We start from the raw sequence: 21,089 nt of genomic DNA, 5'->3' as shown, positions 1-21,089 counted from the left end.
TTGATTTTTGTAGAAGTTTGTTTAGCCACATAAACCCCTTTACCGTTATATATATAACGGTAAAGGTAGTATATTTTCCGATATTTGCAATGTTGTTTTTAACTTTCTCTTTTGCGCTTTTCTACTGCTTGTCACTGTAGTCCGACTAAAAATTTTTCTCCGTAAATTCTGCGAGCGAGCTACGCTCCACCTCGTCAAAAATCAGTACTGTTCCATGTTCATAATGTCGATAAACATTCACAGCTGCACTTGCGCCGCTCGAGGCGGCCGTTACAAACTTGTCATCAATCTGAGCAAGGTTCCCAAGTACAACTGTCCGGCAATTTCTGCCGCCCCTTGACAGCATCCCTTTCATTTGTGCACGAGTCATATTTTGGGCCTCGTCAATTATCAAAAATGCATCATCCAGCGAGCGTCCCCGAAAATAGGCCATTGAGGTGAATTCAATATTGGCTTTTTCGATGATGTGTTCAATTGTTGTAAAAGTGTTATGTTCATTGCTATCGTCACTATGCATTGATATCAGCGCATCTGTGATACCTGCAAGAAGTGGCATTGATTTCTCTTTCAAATCCCCTGGCAAAAAACCGGGATCCTCGTCCATGAAATCTCTGCTACGAACAACAACAATCTTCTTGTACTTTTTCTCTTCCAACACTTGATGCAGGGCCGCTGCAACTGCGAGAAAAGTCTTACCAGACCCAGCTGGGCCAAGCAGTATGTTAAGGTCGTATTGAGGGTCGGTTAGCTGGTGCAGAGCTATTGCCTGTCTTGAATTCTTTGGTAAAACACCCCAAATCTTTTTGTGTTTGCGTGGAAGCAATGTCGTGTAAACATGCTCTGCACTCACTTCAGTTACAAGACCAATATGCCCTGCTTCGTCATACCAATACATATTTGATTGAACTTCGTCGTTAAACAGACTTCGATCCATCCTGTATACATCACCGGATAATTTAAAGTCGTCATCACTTTCCAGTTTTTCGAACAGGTCGGATTCAAATACTTGAACACCACCATATAAAAGATCAATGTCAGCGATGGAGTTATCAACGGATACATCTTCCGCACCAACGCCAACAGTTCTCGCTTTCAAACGCATGTTAATGTCGCGAGTCACTATCGACACTGGCTGCTCAAGTCTCTTTTGCAACTGGTAGGCATAATTTATGATTCTGTTGTCGGCCTCGCTGCCTATACCATGCCGCAGCGATTGCTCAAGCTCAATGTTGGTATCGATGCCAATGAACAATTTTCCACGTTTTCCTGTTTCACTAGTTGGAAGCGGGATCCCAATTTCTAGTTGCTCAGCATCGTGGCCACTGACAAGATCTTCAAGCATCCGGATACAGACGCGGGCATCGGCACTAATAGACCTATCCCTGCGCTCTTTAAGATTGTCCAATTCTTCCAGGACAGTGAGGCAGATGTAGATGTCGTCCTCATATGATAAAAGGGACTTTGGATCGTGGACTAATGCTGATGTATCTAAAACACGTGGAATGTTTTTACGTGCGATCATTATGCAACCTCCCCCAAAACAACATCTGAATGTAACAAAAAAGAATCAGCATTTGCAGAATGTTTGGTAAAGTTGCGATTATTCACCAAAATTCTTGTTACCACCCTTCTAGCCCAGTAAAGACGAGGAAGTAACAACTTATCAGCCAAACCAATACTGGGGTAAAGTATAACAATAGCATTCTGAATACTTCTGCCTCGCATAAAGTTAACCGATTTGAACTGAATGTTGGCCTTGTCCATAATGTAATTAACACTGGCATGAGGGTGCTCATCGGTTTTATGCAGTACTTCAAGTGAGTCGGTGATAGCAGCAAGCCAGGGTGCCATTTTTTCTTCTTCCGTACCCGGCAAAAAACCAATTGACTCAGCAATCTCCGGCGTATTGCGGGTAACAATAACCTTTTCATACTGACCTTGTTCAATCACTAACTCCAGCGCAGCCGCCAGCGCGATAAGTGTTTTACCGCATCCGGCAGGGCCAGTCAGAATAACCAGGTCCATCTCGGTATCCAGCAGCGCTTGCATTGCCATCGCCTGATAGATATTTTTTGGATGAATACCCCAGGCACGCCTGTGCATCAAGCGTTCATAGCCAAAATCGAGAATTTTAATTTCTTGCTCACTAATGGCCAGTACCCGCCCGGCAAAGGTTTCAGCTTCATCAATCAGATATTCATTGATGTAGGCATTGGGCAATATTTTGCGGCTGACATAATGTACTGTATCGCGGCCCTCGTTTTCGCTGCGACATTCGCCTACCTGACTCCAGAATTCACCACTGAATTTAAAATAGCCTTTATACAAAAAGCGCACATCATCAATAAGCTGGTCTGTACGGTAGTCTTCAACCTGCTTTAAGCCGGCGCCTTTGGCTTTGAGGCGCATATTAATATCTTTTGTTACCAGGATGACTTTCACCGGGCTTTTTTCACGTTGCAGATACAAGGCAGTATTAATTATTAAGTGATCGTTTTCTCCACCGGGTAACCCGGGGATCTCATCTTTAATGTGATGATCATTGATGATAAATAAGTGCCCACCTCCAAGCTGCTCAGTTTGACGGGGTAACGCCACTCCCTGTAGCATTTGTTCGGGCGACGCATCACGCAGCACGTCTTCCAGCGCCCGGATAGCGACCCGGGCATCTCTGCTCACGTCTTTGTTACGGTCTTTAATGTGGTCAAGTTCTTCCAGGACTGTCATCGGGATGACGACGTCGTGTTCTTCAAAATTGAGAAAGGCGAAGGGTTCATGCAGCAGAATATTGGTGTCTAATACATAGATTTTTTTTTCTTTGCTTTTTTTTCGCGCCATACGCAGCTCCTTCAAACGAAACAAAGTTAACTTTTAAGCCCTGATGTTACCGCCAGCTTCATGTCACTTAACTAATAATAGTGCAACTGCGCCAGTTGGCGGCCAATTCTTGAATTAAATAGCTATTTTGCTATAAAAATACTTTGCGACATCATCATGACAGAGCAATGACAGTGATTAACGCTAAAATAAAGGCGGATGGCAGATGCAGTTTTATTGATTTACTAGTACCATGGCGCCCCGATTTTATGATGGTGCTTTAATATGAATTTTGCTTTGGGACAACGCTGGATCAGCGATACTGAATCTGACCTTGGTTTAGGTACTTTGGTGGGTATCGAGGGGCGGATGCTGACGGTGTTGTTCCCGGCTACCGGTGAAACGCGGCAATATGCCCAGGCGGAAGCTCCCCTTACCAGAGTCATCTTTAATATTGGCGATGAAATAAAAAGCGCGGAAGGTTTCAGCTTAGTTGTGGCGTCAGTTACTGAGGCACACAATACCCTGATATACAGTGGCACCCGCACCGACAACAATGAAAAAGCCGATCTGAAAGAAACCTTTCTCGATCACTTTATCAGCTTTAATAAACCACAAGATCGCCTCTTTGCCGGTCAGATTGATCGTTTTGATCACTTTACCCTGCGTTATCTGGCCTGGCAGCAGCAAAGCCGGTTACAGCAAAGCCCGATACGTGGTCTGCAAGGCGGACGCATGAGCCTGATCCCGCATCAACTGCATATCGCCAGAGAAGTTGCCAACCGCCACGCACCGCGGGTATTGCTGGCTGATGAAGTGGGCCTGGGTAAAACCATCGAGGCCGGCCTGATTATTCATCAGCAATTGTTGTCAGGGCTAGCCACCCGGGTACTTATCGTAGTACCCGAGTCGCTGCAATATCAATGGCTGGTGGAAATGTTGCGCCGGTTTAACCTGCATTTCTCCGTCTTTGACGAGGAGCGCTGTCAGCAGTCACAACTTGATGTCAGCAACCCGTTCGATACTGCGCAACTGGTACTGTGCAGTCTGGAGTTTATCAGTGGTAATAAACAATGGTTGGAACACGCCCAGAGCAGTGACTGGGACTTACTGGTAGTCGATGAAGCGCATCACCTGGCGTGGACTGCAGAGCATGTCAGTAAAGAATATCGGAGCATTGAGAGCCTGGCTCAGGACACTGCCGGCGTTGTGTTACTCACCGCTACTCCCGATCAGTTGGGTCAGCAAGGTCACTTTGCCCGTTTGCGCCTGCTTGACCCGGACCGCTTTTACGATTTTCAGGCTTTTACTGAAGAGCAAAGCCAGTACCAGCATATTGCGACAACCGCTAAACAATTGCTCAGTGCATCTCAACTTAACGACGAATTGAAAAGTGACCTGCAACGGCTAATCAAAGAAGAAGATATCACTAGCGAGCTCAGCTTACTCAGTGAACCTGAGGCAGCTGATGACGCGGAACCGGCCAGACAACGTTTGCTTGACAAACTGTTGGACCGCCATGGTACCGGCCGGATATTATTCCGGAACAGCCGCGCCAGTATTAAAGGTTTTCCAGGTCGGGTAGCCAGGCCCGTAGCACTGGACTTACCTGAGAAATACCAAAATGCCCTTAAAGTATTTCAGAGCTTGAATCAGCAAAGCTCTGTTGCGGAACTGGCCAACGCCAATTTATTTCCCGAACAGGTTTATCAGGCGTTTGAGGGTAGCAGTAGTCAATGGTGGCAATTTGACCCTCGTATTGATTATTTAACCAGCCTGTTAAAGCAACATAAACCGGACAAGTTTCTGGTGATCTGCGCGGCTGCCGACACAGCACTGGCAGTGGAAGAAGCGTTGCGCCAGAAAGAAGGGATCCGGGCGGCAGTATTTCACGAAGGCATGTCGATTGTTGAACGCGACAAAGCAGCGGCCTATTTTGCTCAGGAAGATTATAGCGCTCAGGTCCTGGTTTGTTCAGAAATAGGCAGTGAGGGGCGCAATTTCCAGTTTGCTCATCATCTGGTGTTGTTTGATTTACCCCTGAATCCGGATTTACTGGAACAACGAATTGGCCGCTTAGACAGAATAGGCCAACAGCATGATATTCAATTGCATATTCCGTACTTTAAACAAGGCGCGCAACAGATATTGCTGCAGTGGTATCAGCAAAGCCTGAACGCGTTTGAACAAACCTGCCAGACAGGACGGGCTGTATATGAACAGGACGGCGCGGCATTATTGGCTTTGCTGGCAGCACCAAGGCCGGAAGTTATGGCAGTTGAGCAACTGTTAACCCACAGCGCGCTGCATCATCAACAGCTACAGCAGCAACTGGAACAAGGACGGGATAAGCTGTTGGAACTGAATTCAGCCGGCGGTGAGCAGGCCCGGCAACTGGCAGCAGAGCTTGCACAAGCAGACGCTGATGTACAATTGCCTATGCTGATGTTTCAGGCCTGGGATTTATTGGGGGTTAATCAGGAAGACCGCTCTGATACCAGTATCATTTTAACGGCAGCTGAACATTTACGTTGCGCTTATCCGGGGCTTGGGGACGACGGTGTGACCATCACATTTGACCGGGATACAGCACTGGCACAGGAAGACATTCAGTTTTTAACCTGGGATCACCCAATGGTTACCGGCACCCTGGATTTGTTGTTAAATGACAATATGGGAAATACAGCAGTGGCATTACTGCCGAACAAAGCCCTTCCTGTTGGCAGCTATTTCGTCGAGCTTATTTATATTGTTGAGGCCAGCGCCCCCGCTTATCTGCAACTTGGCCGATATTTGCCCGGTACGCCTATCCGCTTGCTGCTGGATAAAACGGGCAAAGATCTGGCCGCGAAGGTTCCTTTTGATAACTTCAACCGGCAGTTAAAGCCGGTTGGCCGACAAACAGCCAGTAAACTGGTTAACGCGTTACAGAGCGTAATCCATCCACTGCTTGCTGAAAGTGATAATAGTGCTGCACAGCAACTAACCACTTTGCGACAGAACGCCAGTAAAAAAATGCAACAGGTTATGCAGGCGGATCAACAGCGCCTAATTGCTTTAAAGCAAATTAATCCATTAATCCGTCAGCAGGAAATTGATAGCCTGGTAACCAGGCAACAACACCTTACAGATTATATTGCAAAGGCGCGTCTGAAACTTGATGCCATCAGACTTATCGTGGTGAGTCACGATTGAAATGAGTGTTTTTCATTATCAGCCACCGCTGACTCCCTATCTGGAGATAATCTACCAGGATGACGATATTCTGGTCGTGAACAAACCCAGCGGCTTGCTTTCAGTATCGGGTAAAGCTGCGGAGCACTGGGACTGTCTGGAGTATCGGGTAAAGTTAGTGCTACCGACGGCTCGGGTTGTTCATAGACTGGATATGGCCACCTCCGGCGTGATGGTGTTTGCGTTAAATGCCGAGTCCCAACGTCAACTAAACCGGCAATTCCAACTACGACAGACCCAAAAAAGCTATATCGCCAGAGTGACTGGCCGGATAGCTGCAGATCAGGGAACAATTTGTTTACCATTAATTTGTGACTGGCCAAGTCGTCCTAAACAGATGGTATGTTATCAGCGTGGTAAACCCTCTGTTACGCATTATCAGGTACTGGAACGCTCCACCACTGTCAGCCGGGTGCAGTTAACACCGGTAACCGGCCGCTCTCATCAGCTAAGGGTACATATGCAAATGATCGGGCATGCTATACTCGGCGACAAGTTCTATGCTGACCCTGAAGCCTATGCTGCGGCAGATCGTTTGCAGTTGCATGCCCAATCCTTGTCACTGCAGCACCCGGCAAATGGCAAAACACTTATTTTTGAAGTAAATTGTTCTTTTTGACTTCTTTTTACAATTATTAACCCCATATTCAGTTAACTGGCTTATCATACTCAGCATATTGGGTTGCTAAATAACAAATTGCTGTACTATTTTTAATAAAGAACAATTAAAATTCAAATTTTAATATAAAACGACTTGTAATATAGATGGCAGGTTAATAGTTAGCAGGAATAATAACTAGCTATTTAATGCTGGATTAAATCTAAGGAGAAATGGATGAAACTTAAAATGACTGCCCTTGCTGTATTGGCTGCCCTGCCGTTTATCAGCACTCAGGCTTTAGCACAATCAACCTCTGCTACCAATTTGGAAAATAGAGTTTTTGGTTCAGTGTTTGCAGAATACTATATGCCTGATATTGATAAAACTGAATCAGCAGCCTGGAACTATATGGGCAAAGATACAGGTTACGGTATTGAGCTGGGTTACTATCTGACCGAAGCATGGGCGATACGTGCCGAGTACGCCAAGTTAGACTTGAGTTCAGAGCTGAATGGATCTGATGCAGATGGAGACCGTTTTGGTATTGACGTGCTTTATCATTTTTTACCTAAAGCAAAAGGCGCCTATATTCTTGGTGGTCTGAAGCGGATGGACGCGGTGCAAAACACCACAGCATTGAATATGGGTGTGGGTTACAAGCATTTTTTCAGCCAACATTTTGGAATATTTGCTGAAGCAAACCGTTACCAGGGTATAGATGAAAGCTATGGCGATGCTGGCATTAAAGCCGGTGTGACATTTGCTTTTGGTGCTAACGCTGCACCAGCGCCAACACCGGCCCCAGCTCCGGCACCAGCCCCAGCTAAACCTGTTGCACCAGCAAAACCTGCTGACAGTGATAACGACGGCGTAATGGATACTAATGACCGCTGCCCGAATACCGCTGCGAATCATCAGGTTGATCCACAGGGTTGTACCGTGTTCAAAGAAACGATGCAGCGCGTGGGTGATGTTGACGTTGAAGTGAAATTTGGATTTGACTCTGCAGCAGTGTCTGCCGACCAGCGTTCAGAAATTATCCAGTTGGCTGCTTTCATGAAACGCTTCCCTGAATCAGAAGTGGTAATTGAAGGCCATGCGTCTAAACCGGGCAATGATGCATACAATATGCTGTTATCTAAGCGTCGCGCAAAATCAGTTGCCGACATTCTGACCAGCGAAGGTGTTGAATCTTCACGTATTACCTCTGTTGGTTACGGTGAGACCCAGCCACGCATTAACGACAGCACCCCTGCCGCTAACGCAGCAAACCAGCGAATTGAAGCTAAAGTAACTGCGAAAGTGAAAGAACCTGTAATGCGTTAATTTTCTTACGCTTAACAAAAAACCGCCTTTTTTGGCGGTTTTTTTTATTGCCGCCCACAAAACTTCCTGCTAGTTTTAGCTGACTTTAAGCAGTTTGAGGATCTACCTATGTCTATACAAGCTATTGGTCGTTACTGTGCTGTTGCTGCAGTATTAGCCTGTATTACCTTTAATGTGCAAGCTGAGCAGTCTGTATCTTTGCAGCAATCAGCACATGTCTGTAGCGATGAGAATGAGACGCAGCGCCTGGCTGTAAATGAACAACTTAAGGAAATGGCAAAAGCCCTCGCCGAATTTAAACCGACAACATTTTGTTTTATTATGCCATCCGCGATAGCGATTCAGCTGCTTGAACAGGGCGAGAGCTATGTAAAATTCAGCCATGATGGCAAGGTATTATATACGTTTCCAGAATATATCGACGGTAATGATACTGCTAACGTTATCACCGGTTTAGCCGATAACAGCCTATAACAGGGGTGAGTTAACAGGTTATATGTGAACAAAACGCTACATTGGGGACTATCCTGGCTGTTAATCGCTACTGTTATTCAGTTTGCTGCCACGGCTCAGGAGCCCCCTCCCATTCAGCAACTCTGGCAACGTGATGTGCAACGCCAGATCCTTGCCAGCGAAGTGACCGAGTTAGTCAGTGCAACTGGCAGCTTTATGGCGCTGCAACGTCAGGCACTGACCAGCTATACCAAGGGTACTGCCATTTTGGTGCCTGACTGGGCAGAACGACCTGTCAGCCCTGATTATCTTGAACCGTTACGGGTGCAATTAAATGATTACGGTTGGCACACGCTGGCTATTATGGCTCCACCACCTGCTGAATTCAGCCTGGAACAGGACGCAACGACTTACCAGCAATTGCTCGCTGAGCGAGTGCAGGCGGCCCTAAGCGAGGCTCAGTTGCAAGGCGGTAACATCATAGTTATTGCTAAAGGGAGTAATGCAGCTTTACTAAACCGCTTGTACGTTACAAACCAGCTTGAATCACCCACAGCTTTTATTATGCTGGGCGCCTATCTGGCAGATGTTAATTTAAACCGCGAATTAGCAGGTTTTATTGCAGAGCAGTCAATTCCGACTTTGGATATCAGTCATCAACGGGATAACCGGTTCGCCAATGCTAACCTGAAGTTGAGGCAACAATTGGTGCAACGTAATCTTAAAACCAACTATCGCCAGCGTCAGTTGACGGGTACTTTTTATGACGAAGATATTAATGCCTGGGTCCTGAAAGAAATAACAGGTTGGCTGCACAGCATAGGGCTTTAAACCTGTCTGGCTAGTGCTGGCTTTTTAGTAGCTCATAAGCGGCCTGAATTTCCTGGGTGCGCCGTTTTGCAACATCCAACATGGCCGAAGGTACCCCTTTTGCCATAAGTTTATCCGGGTGGTGTTGGGCCATTAATTTTCGGTATGCCCGTTTTAACTCTTTTTCATTGCAATCACTGCTCACGCCGAGCACTTTATAGGCATCCTGTATTGCATTTGCTGCCGGGCGTTGCGTGTTTCTTTGGTTAAATCGCTGCTGGGCTCGATAAGCAGCCACCATTTGCTCCAACTCAATGCGGGATATCGCCAATTGTGTAGCAACTTGTTGCAGTAATGTCTGTTGTTGCTGACTCATCTCGCCGCTGGCATTAGCAATGCCCAGTTGTATTTCGATAAAATACTTTATCACGTCGTTTTGGCGGCCATAATGCTGATAAAAGGTCTGCAGTTGCGCCACCAATGGAAAATTACTGGCTTTGCCATCTCGAAACGCAGCCTGTGCTTCTTGCTGCTGTGTTTCATTCAGGCCAAGTTGCTGCATAAAATGCCTTGCCTGCTGGATATGAGCCGCCGTCACCACGCCCGTTGCTTTTGCAATATGCCCCATAGTGGCAAACGTGGTGTACATGAACAAGCCCTGCTGATCGGCAGATTCTTGAAATATACCGCGGAACCTTGCCAGATTCGCGCCCATTTTCATGTCGAACCAATGCCCCAGAATCAAGCCAATAAACAAGCCTGGCAACCTCAGCAGAGCTAATCCAAACAAGGCTCCAAGAATTTTACCCCACAAAATATTTTCCTTATAAACTGAACTACGTGGTATCTATTGCTCAACGCTGCTGAAAAAGGTCAGCGACTATTGTAAAAGCGCACTATATCGGATTAGCAGGAAATCTAAAATTGATTTATCATAGCGGGCTAATCTTATTAAAAAAATGATAAATCTGGGGCAGAGAAGACTGGATGAAACTATGGTTTACCGGGATAACAATCACAGGCTTGCTCTGTAATCAGCTGCACGCTAACGAACCTGTTATCCCAATGTGTTATCAACCGCTAACTCCACCTGTTGTGCTGACTAACTTGAACCCGAATGACAACACGGTTCGGATCAGCTCAGATGATGCCGATCTGAGTGGTAATCAGACCGCCTTGTTCACTGGTAATGTGCAGATTATCCATCGTGATACCTTGCTAACGGCACCCGCCGCCCGCTTCAGTCGCAATGAACAGCAAATTTTTGCTGAGGGTGGTATTGAATATTTTGATAGTAGTTTAAAAGTGTCCGCCAGCTCTTTTCGCGCCAATACCGCTGATAACAATGCCTTGATAACCGACGCGCACTATCAGTTTTTAGCGCAGGCGGGCCGGGGCTTTGCCCAAAGCCTGCAGGCCAGCCCGGAACAAATCCGCCTGGACCAGGCATTATTTACTACTTGCCCTACCGAAGATACTAGTTGGGCCTTGCACGCCAGCGACATTAAAATTAATGAGGGAGAAGGCTGGGGGGCGGCCAGCAACGCTGTTTTTAAAATCAAAGACATTCCGGTATTCTATTTACCCTACATGACGTTTCCGGTAAACGAGCAAAGAAAGACCGGTTTGCTGTTACCGAAGATAAGCAGTTCTCAGTTATTGGGGCTTGATGTTGAGCTTCCCTACTATGTTAATTTAGCCGAAAACTACGATATTACCCTAACCCCCCGCTATATGAGTAAACGCGGCACCCAGCTCAAATCAGAATTTCGTTATCTGACAGCAGCCCATCAGGGCATTATGCAACTTGAATACCTCGGTACAGATAATGAAAAGCCAGATAATTTCGGCAGTCGTTACCTAAGTCATTTAAACCACCGCTCTGATTTCACAAGTAGCTGGCGGGGTTATATCGACTTTACTGACGTTAGTGACGATGCATACATTACTGAACTAGGCTCCGATTACGCCAACCAGAGTGATACTCAACTCTATCGTGAAGCAACCCTTGCTCATTATGGCGAAAATATTAATAGTCAGCTCAGGCTACAGGGGTTCGAAATCCTGGGTAACTTTGCCGACGCCTATAAAATGTTACCAGAATTACAACTAAACTCTGCCAGACCTTTGCAGCTGTTTAAACCCCTTCAGCTGGTATGGCAAGCCAGCTATGCTCATTTTGAAAATGATAATGCCTTAATTCAAAACGCTGACCGCATACACGTTGAACCAAAGTTACGTCTACCTTTTGTCACCCCGGCACTCGAATTTACTGCTGAGGCAAGTATGCTGTATACCTATTATCAGCAGGAAAGTGATAATAATACCGCTGATATTGATACCTCGGTGCAGCGGGCGTTACCCAAAATACGACTTTACAGCCGGTTAAATCTGGAGCGGGAATATGACTGGTTCGGTGAACCCGCATTGCAAACGTTTGAACCGCAAGTTCAATATTTATATATTCCTTACCGGCAGCAAAATAATATTGGCTTGTATGATACTACCCGGTTACAGGATGACTACCATGGCTTGTTCCGGGAAAATCGTTTCTCTGGCATAGACAGAATAAACGAAGCGAATCAGCTCACTGTTGGCTGGACCACCCGCTTTTACGACAATATTGATAACGAGTTATTTCGATTTAGTCTGGGTCAAATCTTTTTTCTGGAAGACCCGGTCGAGGCGGCTGACAACCTTACCGAAAACCAAACAGCAACTGATTCTGTGCTGGCTGCTGAAATGATCTGGCATTGGTACCGTAAATGGTATTTTAGTGCCGCAACTCAGTATGATATTGATGGTGAACGAATTATTAAGAGTAATGCCAGTCTCGACTACCGGGGCAGTGAGAATACCATGCTGCAATTGAACCATCGCTACACCCGAGCGGTCTCAGGCTTAGAAATTCAGCAAGTGGGTGTACTGGGCACAGTGCCGTTGGCAAAAGATTGGCAGCTTATTGCCAGTTACTATCGTGATGTCACAAATCATCGTATGATAGATGCCAATTTTGGTGTGCAATATGAATCCTGCTGCTGGGCGGTTCGATTGGTAGCCAGACGCCATATTGTGGCAAATCTCGATACCAGTATTGACAATGCGCTGCAGTTTGGCGAACTGGACAGCGGCCTTAGTTTGCAATTTGTGTTAAAAGGCTTTGGTGATAAAGCAGGTTTTGGCGTATCAGACATGTTATCAAATGGCATTTTCGGGTACCGCAGGCCGTATTTACTAACTAATTAGTGTAGGAATTTATGAAGTTACAGCAAGTAATCTGTCTGGCTTTTATCGGTGTATTAAGTTTTTCCAGTAGTGCAGCCGTAAAGGAGATCGATCGGGTTGCCGCTATTGTTGATAATAGTGTTGTTTTACAAAGCGATATCGATGATGTGGTAAACCGGGTAAAACGTAACGCAGAGGCCCAGGGGCAAACCCTTCCCTCTGATCAGGCATTGCGCACCCAGGCCCTGGAGCGTCTGATTTTAAGCAGCCTGCAGCTGCAGCTTGCCGAGCGAATGGGGTTGCAAATTAGTGATGCACAGCTTGACGATACGATTCGCAATATCGCTCAGGGTGAAAATCTCAGTCTCGAAGCATTTCGTCGGCAAGTTGAAGCTGAAGAAGGTAATTATGCGCGGTTCAGAGAAAAACTCAGAGAAGAAATTATTACTAATGAAGTGGTCCGCGGCAGTGTGCAACGGCGCATTTATATCAGCCCGCAGGAAGTTGACAGTCTGCTGAAATTAATGGAAGAACAAGGTGCTGTCAGTGAGGAATACAACCTCGGGCATATCCTGATTGCCATCCCCAGTCAGGCGACACCGGACGATATCAGTGCAGCTAAAGATCGGGCTGATAAAGTAATGGAACTGCTACAAAGCGGCAGTGACTTTAAACGAATTGCCATTGCATCCTCTTCAGGTGGCAAAGCGCTGGAAGGCGGTGAGCTTGGCTTTATGAACATTAATGAAATGCCAACCCTGTTTTCAGAAAGCATTCGCGAGAAGAAGAAAGGCGATTTAATTGGCCCAATGCGCTCTGGTGCCGGTTTTCATATATTAACTATTTTTGATATCCGCGGCGAAAACGTTGCTGAAATTCAGGAAATCAAATCACGCCACATTTTAATCAAGCCGTCTATTATTCTTAGTGAAGAACGCGCACGCAATACCCTGAATCAGTTTGTCACTAAACTTCGCGCCGGTGAGGCCGATTTTGCCGAATTGGCCAAACAGCATTCTGAAGATCCGGGCTCAAAAATGAATGGTGGTGATTTGGGCTGGAGTGAACCACAGGTATTTGTTCCGGCATTCCGTGATACGTTAATGCGATTGGAACCCAGCGAGATTAGTGAGCCTTTCAGGACAGAGCACGGCTGGCATATTGCCCAGGTACTGGATAAGCGCGTGGTAGATGCAACGGCTGATAAAAAGCGCGACCAGGTTTACCGGATGATCTACAACCGTCGTTTCAATGAAGAGTCCGCAAATTTTCTGAAAGAAATACGCGACGAAGCCTTCATTGACGTACTACCGGAGAGTTAGATGACATTGCGCATTGCCATTACTCCCGGTGAACCCGCTGGCATCGGTCCTGATCTGGTTGTAGCGCTTGCCCGCCAGAATTGGCCGGTTGAACTGGTGGTATGTGGCAACGCAGAACTGCTGAGCAGCCGGGCAGCGTTATTGGGTGTTGACCTCAGGTTATTACCTTATGACAGCGCGTTACCCGCCAAAGCTCAGGCGGCGGGCACGCTGACTGTCGCTGATTTTGCCCTGAGCGAGCCCGTTGAGCCTGGTGTACTTAATGTCGCCAATGGTCAGTATGTGGTAAATACACTGCAATTTGCTGGCGAAAATGCCATCAGCGAGGAGTTTGCGGCGGTTGTTACCGGCCCTGTACACAAAGGTATTATTAACCGAGCTGGTATTCCTTTCAGTGGTCATACTGAATTCTTTGCGCATCAGTCAAACACCCCGTACGTGGTAATGATGCTGGCCACTGAAGGCTTGCGGGTGGCGCTGGCAACGACCCATATTCCTCTGGCATATGTTGCTAAAGCCATTACCCGGGACCGCCTGCTAAAAGTGATCACTATACTGCATCACGACCTGCAACATAAATTTGCGATCGCTAAGCCACGAATTTATGTTTGTGGCCTGAACCCTCATGCCGGTGAAGATGGCCATCTGGGACGGGAGGAGCTGGATATTATCAGTCCAACCCTGGACGAGTTGCGCTCAGAAGGCATTGATTTAATCGGTCCACTGCCGGCTGATACCTTGTTTCAGCCCAAATATCTGGATGACGCAGATGCCGTACTGGCGATGTACCATGACCAGGGGTTACCGGTGCTAAAATATAAAGGCTTTGGTCGTTCGGTCAATATTAGCCTAGGCTTGCCGCTAATTCGTACTTCGGTTGATCATGGTACCGCTCTGGATCTTGCCGGAAGTGGCAAGGCTGATCCTGGCAGCTTATTTCATGCGGTTAATCAAGCTATTACTCTGGCTCAACAAGTGAATTAATTTATGACAGACAATGTTCATCAGGGCCATCGCGCCCGAAAACGTTTTGGCCAGAACTTTTTACACGACCCCCATGTCATCGGCAGAATCGTTAAAGCTATTGCTCCTAAATCGACAGATGTGCTGGTTGAAATTGGTCCAGGGCTGGGCGCCCTTACCGAACCGGTTGCTGAAGCTGCTGGTAAGCTAATTGTGGTAGAACTCGATCGTGACCTGGCCGAACGTTTACAGCAACATCCGACGCTGGCTGACAAGCTGACCGTACATCAGGCAGACGCCATGAAATTCGATTTTGCTGCGTTACTGGCTCCCGGCCAGAAACTGAAAATCTTTGGTAACCTGCCCTATAATATTTCTACGCCCCTGCTGTTTCATTTATTCGAATTTGCTGACCATATCAACAACATGCATTTTATGCTGCAAAAAGAAGTCGTGCAGCGTATGACGGCCAGCCATGGTAGTAAGACTTTTGGTCGCCTTAGTGTTATGACCCAATATTATTGCCAGGCGATACCTGTGGTTGAAGTAGGACCAGGCGCTTTTATCCCTGCTCCTAAAGTCGATTCTGCGGTGGTCCGGTTAATACCTTACCCGATAGCCGACAGAGCAAAAGTTGATCCCGCCATACTAAACAGAGTATGTTTAGAAGCTTTTAATCAGCGCCGTAAAACCTTACGCAACGGCTTTAGTAATTTTGCCACTGCAGAGCAGATAAGTGCTTTGGGTATCGATCCTACTATCAGACCGGAACAGTTACCTGTTAGTGGTTTTATTAAGGTGGCGCAATGGTTGGCAGAGCAGGAAGGTAAAGATGAGTGAGCAGTTTGATATTCAGGTAAAGGTCGATAATTTTTATTTGGGTGCACAATCTGATCCTGCAGAAAATCGCTTTGTTTTTGCTTATACCATTACTATCGAAAATTTCAGCAAAGAAGCCGTGTCCTTACTGAAACGCTACTGGCTGATTACTGACGCCAATGGCAAACAGGCTGAAGTCTACGGAGATGGCGTAGTAGGTGAACAACCAGAACTTGCTCCGGGGTCAAGCTATAGTTATACCAGTGGTGCCGTGCTGGAAACCCCGGTCGGAACAATGCAGGGCCATTACGAAATGATCAGCCACTCTGAACAAAGATTCAATGCCGCGATACCCGTATTCAGGCTGGCCATGCCTAACATTCTGAACTGATGGCCACCTATGTAATCGGTGATGTCCAGGGATGTTACGATGCACTGCAACGCTTGCTGGTGCATGTCAACTTTAATCCCGCTGATGATCAACTGTGGTTCTGTGGCGATCTGATCGCACGCGGCACCGATTCTCTTGCGACCTTAAACTTTATCAAGACACTGGGCGATACAGCTAAATGCGTGTTGGGTAATCACGATTTGCATTTTCTGGCCAGCTATTTTGGTTTTGGTAGTATAAAGCCTTCAGACAAACTGGAGCAATTGCAACAAGCACCCAATCTGGAAGAGCTTGTTGGCTGGCTGTTACAACTGCCATTGATCCATCAAAGCACCGATAAAAAACAATGGATGGTGCATGCCGGGCTCGCACCCGAATGGACATTAAATGAGGCAGAGGCAGCAGCTGCAGCAGTTAGCAAGCAATTAAAGCATCAGCCAGAACAAATATTTGCTATTATGTACGGCGATACACCGGCCACCTGGCAGCAGGCCCATACTGAGCAGCAGCGTTGGCGCTTTACCATCAATGCCTGTACCAGAATGCGGTTTTGTCAGCCTGATGGCGCATTGAGCTTACAGGAAAAAGGTAGCCCGCTGAAGCAAAGTGAATTAGTACCCTGGTATGAATTCTGGCGCAATAAAACGCATCCGGAACTCTTTTTTGGGCATTGGGCGGCGCTAAACGGCTATAGTCCGGTTCAGGATATTCATGCTCTGGATACAGGCTGTGTCTGGGGTAATACACTTACCGCCTATTGCATCGAGCGGCAACAGCGCTACAGTGTTGCCGCTGCTAAATAAGCTGTTTATCGCTGCTGCATCAAAACAACTTATGCGGTCTTGTTAAGCAGTAAATCTTAAGCTAATGTGCGTTATATAAAACACTAAAGTGGGAGTTATTATGAAGTTAACCGTAGCGTTGCGGGTGATGGGTGGTTTTGCCATCATTTCCCTGTTACTGCTGTTTATTGGTGTTACCGCCTATATCAGTTTAAATAATATTAGTAACGCAACCACTGAAGTTAATGAGGTTTCTATTCCAGCACTGGAAAACAGTGCGACGATGAAGACCGAATTTATTACGATGAGTCGTGCCAGTCTCCAGGGTTTTTATGCCGACACGCTGGAAAAAACGGCGGCAGTTAATCAACGCTTTGCTGAAGAAAAAGTGATTTACGAAAGAGCAGCCAATGCACTGCGCCAGGCTATAGAACAGCATCCAGAACTACGGGAAGGGGCCGAGCAAGTCAGTGAGACTTACCGAAATTTCCTTGAAGCCAGCACGAACCTGCAACGCCGCTTAGACAGCAACATTCGGTTACGTGGCACGATTACCAGCAAAATGAACGATCTGGAATTTAGCGCTGATGATATGGCCTCACTTATCCTCGACTTCACTGACGTGCGTGATGTTCAGCGTAGATTTCCCCGTGCTTATGAAGCAGCTACCCAGATAGAAACGGGTATTAATACGCTTATTAATAACGTAATAGATCTGAACCGCACAGAAACCGATACCACCGTAGCCACCGTGAGTAATGAAATTGCCTTTCGTTTACAGGAGCTGCGCGAGCAGGTTGCTGTTATCCAGCAACAAGCTGGTAGTGCTGTGACAATGACCGCGGACATTGCTGACAAAGTACAGCAAATTTCAGGCTTTCTGGAAGGTGCTGACGGAATTCCTGCTTTGAAAGTACAACTCCTAGCGGGCACCGCAGATGCAGAGGCTCAATTAACCACCGCAAATCAATACACCCAGACTGGTATGCAACGATTAGATACTCTGCTTAACCTGACCAGAAATGCGGCAGAGGAAATTGAACAAAATGCGACTTCAGGAGTTGCTAACGCTATCACTTGGATCTTCATCGTCGTTATTATTTCAATTATTCTCTCTGTGTTTATTGCAACAGTTACGGTCAGACGCATCGTCAAACCATTGGCTGAAGTTAATAGCATGCTGGGTGTAGTAGCTTCCGGTGACTTGACGAAAACCCTCAATGCAACTTCGAAAGATGAATTTGGTGAGTTAGCTCGCAACGTTAATACTGTAGTGAGCAATCTGCAGCAACTTATTCAGGGTATTATCTCGCGCTCTACTCAGCTGGCAGCGGCTTCAGAGCAAACTTCTGCCATTACCGTTCAGACAACACAGGCAATTCGCGAGCAGAAATCACAGGTTACCCAGGCTGCGACCGCCACTACTGAAATGAGCAGTACCTCACAGGGTGTATTACAAAGCTCTAACGACGCTCTGGCAGAAATTAAGAATGCAGATAAAGAAGCAGAACGGGTAAAAGGAATATCGTTGGATAATAAGAGTACTATTATCCAACTGTCAAAAGAGGTTGAGCAAGCGTCTGTCGTGATTAATAAATTACATAAAGATAGCGCTTCAATTGGCAGCATTCTGGACGTTATCCGAGGTATAGCTGAACAAACAAACTTGCTGGCGCTAAATGCTGCAATTGAAGCAGCGCGCGCGGGAGAACAAGGTCGTGGCTTTGCGGTAGTTGCTGACGAAGTACGCTCACTGGCCAGTAAGACCCAAGCGTCTACTCAGGAAATTCAGGCAATGATCCAAGTGCTGCAAAGTGGTGCTCAGGCAGCGGTTGAAGCCATGAACAAGGGTAAAAAACAGGCAGAAAATTGCGTTACCCAAACCGAAGTGGCCACCTCTGCGCTTGATTCTATTACCCATGCTGTTCATTTAGCTCACGATATGAGCGAGCAAATCTCTGGTGCGGCTAAAGAGCAGAACCAGGTATCAAATGAAATTAGCCAGTTATTAGAGTCAATTGTTGCGATTGCTGAAGAGACAGCTTCTGGCGCTGAGCAGACATCTGACTCAAGCCATGAAGTCGCACGACTTGCTGAAGAGCTGCGTCAATCAGTAGCGCAATTCAGGGTATAGCGCTTTAAACAGATAATAAAAAATCCGCTTAATAAGCGGATTTTTTTTGCTTCCTATAAACGTTAATCACCAGCACCCGCTCGGTCTTTCAGTGCTGCCAGTAACGGCGAGTCTGCATAGCCGTTGCTTTCAGCCCAGGCAATATCACCTGAATCAGTGACCTGCGAACCAGGTAACTGTCTGACAATAAATTCGCCGACATCAGGAGCATTGCTTTTAAAAGCATGGCGGATTAACGGCTCGCCATTACAAACAACACCATCATAAATATTGCGAAGCCGTAGGCGGTAGTCACTGAGTACTTTACGTAAACGGTTTCTATCGTTAGCCGCAACATAATCGCACATTGAAGCGGCTAACTGTTGATCTGCGACAGCTACCGGTGACATAACAACAGCTGCACTTAATACGGCTGTGCATAATAAGGTGGGCACCAATCTCATTTACTACTCCTCAGCTGGATCGTCAACCAGCATCTTAGCAACATGTTACAAGCTGTGCAAATACCTGACGACTACTAATTTCGCTGTAAGGTGATAAAACGATAGGAATAGGGATTAGCTGCATCAGCCTGATGCTGTTCCTCGGCCACCAGCTGCCAGTTTGCGGCTTGCTGATAATCCGGAAAGTAGGCATCACCCTCAACCATTAACTCAATTTCTGTCAAATACAGGGTATCTGCCAATGGCAGGCACTGCCGGTAGATTTCACCACCGCCAATCACCATCACTTCGTTATTGCTGGAAGCGGCTGCAAGCGCCAGGTCGACACTGCTAAACCACTCAACGCCCCGGGTCTGGGCAGGTATTGTTCTGCTCACCACCAAATTACGCCTACCCGGCAGCGGCCGGCCAATAGACTCGAAGGTCTTACGCCCCATCAATACTGGCTTGCCAAGCGTGACCGCTTTAAAATGCTGCAAATCTGCAGGCATATGCCAGGGCATCTGATTATCTTTGCCAATGACGCGTTGCTTTGCCATTGCGGCAATCATCGCTATTTTCATGTCAAACCTCAGCGCTGATATACCACTTCAACATCGTAATCATCGTCGTCAAAGTCATCATCATCGTCCAGATCATCAACCAACTGGCTGGCCGCATCGTCATGATAGTCATCCCATTTAAAATGAACGGGATCTGCAACGTCGGTCTCAACCTGTTCTGCCGGTAATTCTTCTATGTAACTTAGAATATCAGCCGCCAGACGCTCTGTATTGGTGCGCCCTGCCGCCGAAATTTTAAAAACCGGGCCCTGCCAGTCCAGCGCGTTGACTACCTCAGAAATAGTCTGCTCCAGCTCATCATCCAACACTAAATCCAGCTTGTTAAAGACCAGCCAGCGAGGTTTCGCCGCCAGTTTTTTGCTGTATTTATGTAATTCCTGAATAATTGTTTTAGCATTTTCAGCCGGATCAGAACCATCGGCTGGTAAGACATCAATAACATGCAACAATAAACGGCAACGTTCCAGGTGCTTTAAAAACTGAATTCCTAAGCCTGCGCCTTCAGCCGCGCCTTCAATCAACCCTGGGATATCGGCGATAACAAAAGAACGGTGTGCTTCAACCCTGACCACACCAAGATTGGGTACCAGAGTAGTAAACGGATAGTCAGCGACTTTCGGTTTAGCTGCTGATACGGATCGGATCAGGGTAGATTTACCAGCATTAGGCAAGCCCAGCAAACCAACATCTGCCAACAACAACAATTCCAATCGCAGATTACGGATTTCACCAGGGGTACCATTGGTTTTTTTCCGGGGAGCACGGTTAGTACTGCTGGCAAAACGGGCATTACCTAAACCGTGCCAACCACCTTTGGCTACCATCAGCTTTTGGCCATTAGTGGTTAAATCGCCAATCACTTCATCGGTGTCAATGTCTACTGCCCGGGTACCTACCGGCACTCGCAGTTCCAGATCGACACCGCGCTTACCCGTGCAATTTACACTACCACCATTTTGACCGCGCTCAGCACTATGATATTTTTCAAACTGAAAATCGACCAGGGTATTCAGGTTTTCATCAGCAATCAGGTACACGTCACCGCCATCTCCGCCATCGCCTCCGTTCGGGCCGCCTTTAGAGATAAACTTTTCGCGCAAAAAACTGATAATTCCGTTACCGCCATCGCCGGCTTCAACCCGGATTATCGCTTCATCTACAAACTTCATGTGTTGTGTCCTGATCCACTATAAAAAACATAGGCGC

18 protein-coding genes are annotated in these 21,089 nt (G+C 46.8%); 12 read left to right on the top strand and 6 right to left on the bottom strand.

Annotated elements, in window-relative coordinates; genetic code table 11:
* Positions 1 to 145 precede the first annotated feature (145 nt).
* Both B2X65_RS14715 and B2X65_RS14710 read right to left on the bottom strand, forming a co-directional pair.
* Complete coding sequence (locus B2X65_RS14715) at positions 146 to 1,522, bottom strand: PhoH family protein (RefSeq protein ID WP_290613843.1); 1,377 nt, start codon at positions 1,520 to 1,522, stop codon at positions 146 to 148.
* The gene (locus tag B2X65_RS14710) at positions 1,522 to 2,838 is read right to left on the bottom strand and encodes a PhoH family protein (RefSeq protein ID WP_290613841.1); all 1,317 of its coding nucleotides are present in this window, start codon (positions 2,836 to 2,838) and stop codon (positions 1,522 to 1,524) included. Before B2X65_RS14710 ends, B2X65_RS14715 begins: the two co-directional genes overlap by 1 nt.
* A 264-nt stretch (positions 2,839 to 3,102) precedes the next feature.
* Between B2X65_RS14710 and rapA the strand changes: the two genes are divergently transcribed.
* The 5 genes from rapA (at position 3,103) to B2X65_RS14685 (ending at position 9,262) form a co-directional block, all read left to right on the top strand.
* Entirely contained in the window at positions 3,103 to 6,012 is a 2,910-nt protein-coding gene (gene rapA / locus B2X65_RS14705) for an RNA polymerase-associated protein RapA (RefSeq protein WP_290613839.1), read from the top strand.
* A 1-nt stretch (position 6,013) separates the two neighbouring features.
* On the top strand, positions 6,014 to 6,670 hold the full coding sequence (locus tag B2X65_RS14700) for an RluA family pseudouridine synthase (protein ID WP_290613837.1): 657 nt from the start codon (positions 6,014 to 6,016) through the stop codon (positions 6,668 to 6,670).
* Positions 6,671 to 6,886: 216 nt separating this feature from the next.
* Entirely contained in the window at positions 6,887 to 7,978 is a 1,092-nt protein-coding gene (locus B2X65_RS14695; protein WP_290613835.1) for an OmpA family protein, read from the top strand.
* A gap of 108 nt (positions 7,979 to 8,086) precedes the next feature.
* Positions 8,087 to 8,452, top strand: a complete 366-nt coding sequence (locus B2X65_RS14690; RefSeq protein WP_290613833.1) for a hypothetical protein — start codon at positions 8,087 to 8,089, stop codon at positions 8,450 to 8,452.
* Positions 8,453 to 8,476: 24 nt separating this feature from the next.
* Positions 8,477 to 9,262: a DUF3530 family protein gene (locus tag B2X65_RS14685; RefSeq protein WP_290613831.1), complete on the top strand. Its 786-nt coding sequence runs from the start codon at positions 8,477 to 8,479 to the stop codon at positions 9,260 to 9,262.
* Between the two features lie 10 nt (positions 9,263 to 9,272).
* Here the strand turns inward: B2X65_RS14685 and djlA are convergent, their stop codons facing one another.
* Positions 9,273 to 10,055 (bottom strand): co-chaperone DjlA, encoded by a 783-nt coding sequence (gene djlA, locus B2X65_RS14680; protein WP_290613829.1) that lies wholly within the window; start codon positions 10,053 to 10,055, stop codon positions 9,273 to 9,275.
* A 173-nt stretch (positions 10,056 to 10,228) separates the two neighbouring features.
* Between djlA and B2X65_RS14675 the strand changes: the two genes are divergently transcribed.
* The 7 genes from B2X65_RS14675 to B2X65_RS14645 all read left to right on the top strand — a co-directional run bounded on the left by B2X65_RS14675 (position 10,229) and on the right by B2X65_RS14645 (position 18,877).
* Complete coding sequence (locus B2X65_RS14675) at positions 10,229 to 12,487, top strand: LPS-assembly protein LptD (protein WP_290613827.1); 2,259 nt, start codon at positions 10,229 to 10,231, stop codon at positions 12,485 to 12,487.
* 11 nt (positions 12,488 to 12,498) lie between these two features.
* Positions 12,499 to 13,788, top strand: coding sequence for a peptidylprolyl isomerase SurA (surA, locus tag B2X65_RS14670; protein ID WP_290613825.1), 1,290 nt, complete (start codon positions 12,499 to 12,501; stop codon positions 13,786 to 13,788).
* A complete protein-coding gene (gene pdxA, locus B2X65_RS14665; protein WP_290613823.1) occupies positions 13,789 to 14,772 on the top strand; it encodes a 4-hydroxythreonine-4-phosphate dehydrogenase PdxA in 984 nt (327 codons plus the stop codon). It abuts the gene before it with no gap.
* 3 nt (positions 14,773 to 14,775) lie between these two features.
* Complete coding sequence (gene rsmA / locus B2X65_RS14660; RefSeq protein WP_290613821.1) at positions 14,776 to 15,591, top strand: 16S rRNA (adenine(1518)-N(6)/adenine(1519)-N(6))-dimethyltransferase RsmA; 816 nt, start codon at positions 14,776 to 14,778, stop codon at positions 15,589 to 15,591.
* A complete protein-coding gene (gene apaG / locus B2X65_RS14655; protein WP_290613818.1) occupies positions 15,584 to 15,961 on the top strand; it encodes a Co2+/Mg2+ efflux protein ApaG in 378 nt (125 codons plus the stop codon). The genes rsmA and apaG overlap by 8 nt, the downstream gene beginning before the upstream one ends.
* Complete coding sequence (locus B2X65_RS14650; RefSeq protein ID WP_290613816.1) at positions 15,961 to 16,764, top strand: symmetrical bis(5'-nucleosyl)-tetraphosphatase; 804 nt, start codon at positions 15,961 to 15,963, stop codon at positions 16,762 to 16,764. The genes apaG and B2X65_RS14650 overlap by 1 nt, the downstream gene beginning before the upstream one ends.
* Before the next feature lie 100 nt (positions 16,765 to 16,864).
* Positions 16,865 to 18,877 carry a HAMP domain-containing methyl-accepting chemotaxis protein gene (locus B2X65_RS14645; RefSeq protein WP_290613814.1) on the top strand — a complete coding sequence of 671 codons (2,013 nt, stop codon included), beginning with the start codon at positions 16,865 to 16,867 and terminating at the stop codon, positions 18,875 to 18,877.
* A gap of 62 nt (positions 18,878 to 18,939) precedes the next feature.
* Here the strand turns inward: B2X65_RS14645 and B2X65_RS14640 are convergent, their stop codons facing one another.
* From B2X65_RS14640 to cgtA, 3 genes are all read right to left on the bottom strand, one after another.
* Positions 18,940 to 19,320 carry a DUF3718 domain-containing protein gene (locus B2X65_RS14640; RefSeq protein WP_290613812.1) on the bottom strand — a complete coding sequence of 127 codons (381 nt, stop codon included), beginning with the start codon at positions 19,318 to 19,320 and terminating at the stop codon, positions 18,940 to 18,942.
* A gap of 74 nt (positions 19,321 to 19,394) precedes the next feature.
* Positions 19,395 to 19,883, bottom strand: a complete 489-nt coding sequence (gene folA, locus B2X65_RS14635; protein ID WP_290613810.1) for a type 3 dihydrofolate reductase — start codon at positions 19,881 to 19,883, stop codon at positions 19,395 to 19,397.
* Between the two features lie 8 nt (positions 19,884 to 19,891).
* The gene (cgtA, locus tag B2X65_RS14630; RefSeq protein ID WP_290613808.1) at positions 19,892 to 21,052 is read right to left on the bottom strand and encodes an Obg family GTPase CgtA; all 1,161 of its coding nucleotides are present in this window, start codon (positions 21,050 to 21,052) and stop codon (positions 19,892 to 19,894) included.
* Between the last annotated feature and the right edge of the window lie 37 nt (positions 21,053 to 21,089).

Origin of the sequence: Arsukibacterium sp. UBA3155, assembly GCA_002364615.1 — a bacterium.
GTDB lineage: Bacteria > Pseudomonadota > Gammaproteobacteria > Enterobacterales > Alteromonadaceae > Alishewanella.
The sequence above is the reverse complement of the archived record's forward strand: the minus strand, read 5'-3'. Positions and strand labels throughout refer to the sequence as shown.